The 1401-nt window shown below is 60.7% G+C and carries 2 protein-coding genes; both read right to left on the minus strand.

Going from position 1 to position 1401, the window contains the following annotated elements; translation table 11 throughout:
* Nucleotides 1-978 (minus strand): IS4 family transposase (locus ACWGO0_RS37390; RefSeq protein WP_080857034.1); only part of this gene is annotated, 978 nt, incomplete at its 3' end.
* Between the two features lie 142 nt (nt 979-1120).
* Nucleotides 1121-1401: DUF2125 domain-containing protein (locus tag ACWGO0_RS37395; protein WP_453544884.1), on the minus strand; the 281-nt coding region annotated here is incomplete at its 5' end.

Below are 1401 nucleotides of genomic sequence, written 5' to 3' on the forward strand. Positions count from 1 at the left end.
CGCGATCAGGGCGACAGCGATCTGGATGCGCACGGCATTTTCTGACGTGCCGAGGAAATGGCTGATCTTCAGCGTCTGCTTGACCCAGCGGAAGAACAGTTCGATCGCCCAACGGCGCTTGTAGAGATCGGCGATCTCGTGAGCCGGTGCATCGAGATCATTGGAGAAGATGCGCAACACCTTTCCCGTCTCGGTCCTGATGGTGATCTCGCGGACCGGATCGCTGAACGGATTTTTGCGGCTTTTGGCCTGGCGGGCCGGCAACAGGCCGATGCGGTCGGACAGGATGACACCGTCGCCGTCCACCGCCTGCTCATGGGTGACCGTCAGCGGCGTATGCGACTTGAACCGGGTGACGATCCGGCATCCGGCTTTGTCCAGCTTGGCCCACCAGCCGAAATCATAATAGCCAAGATCAAAGACATAGGTTGCGCCTGATGCGATCGGCATGGCCTTTGCAGCCGTGATGTCGTTGATATTGGCCGGCGTGACCGCCGCATAGATCGGTTGTTCGGCATCCGCATCGTAGACGATGTGGACCTTGACGCCGCAGGCTTGATGGGAAAACCGCGCCCACTGCGATCCGGCACCGGAGAGGCGAACCCCTGTCGCATCGATGAGGTAGGTTGCCTCGCCCACCGCCCGGCGCAGGCCGCGTCCCGCCATCGCCACCATCTGCGCAAACAGCCCGGCAAAGACAGGGCTCGGACGCAGACGATTGGCATCGGCAAGCGTCGAGCGCGACACCGGCTTTGCGCCGACATGATAGAGCCGTGCAGAGTGGCTCTCCAGGCCAAAGACGATCTCGCGCAGGCTCACCGAACCCGCCAACTGCCCATACAGGAGGGCGACGAACTGGCTTTTGGTCGACAGCCGGCGGACATGCTTGTCAGCCCCGTGTTCATCCACAAGCCGCTCAAACGCCGCCCAGGGAATACGCTTCAAAAGATCATGAAAGACGCTATTCTTGTGCCGCACGGTGTTGCTCCTCTTTCGTGTCCGAGATCGTCGCCAAACGCTCGAATACGAGTAGAATCAACACCGTGCGCCATGTCCACCAAATTTAAACCGGACAGCAGTGGGACAAGCCCGAGGATGACGTCGAATATGGGGCTAAACGTCAAATCGGCGGGATTTTCCCAAGCGGAATAAAGCCGCTGACCGTGGCGCGGCCACGATCCACAACGAGATCGACGGATGCCCGGTCACCGCCGCCGGCGAGCGCGCCGAGCAGTTTGCGGGCCGTATCGATGGTGGACTGCAGCTGCGGGAAGACCTGCTTGGCATTGTCCGACCATGCGCCGAGCTTTTCGATTTCCAGCTTGAACTGGCCGGAGAGATAGCCCTCATTGTCGAAGGAGAAGGGGCCGCTGATGCGCATGGTGCGGCCCTCGCCAATAT

It is taken from the genome of Streptomyces sp. NPDC055749 (genome assembly GCF_053617235.1).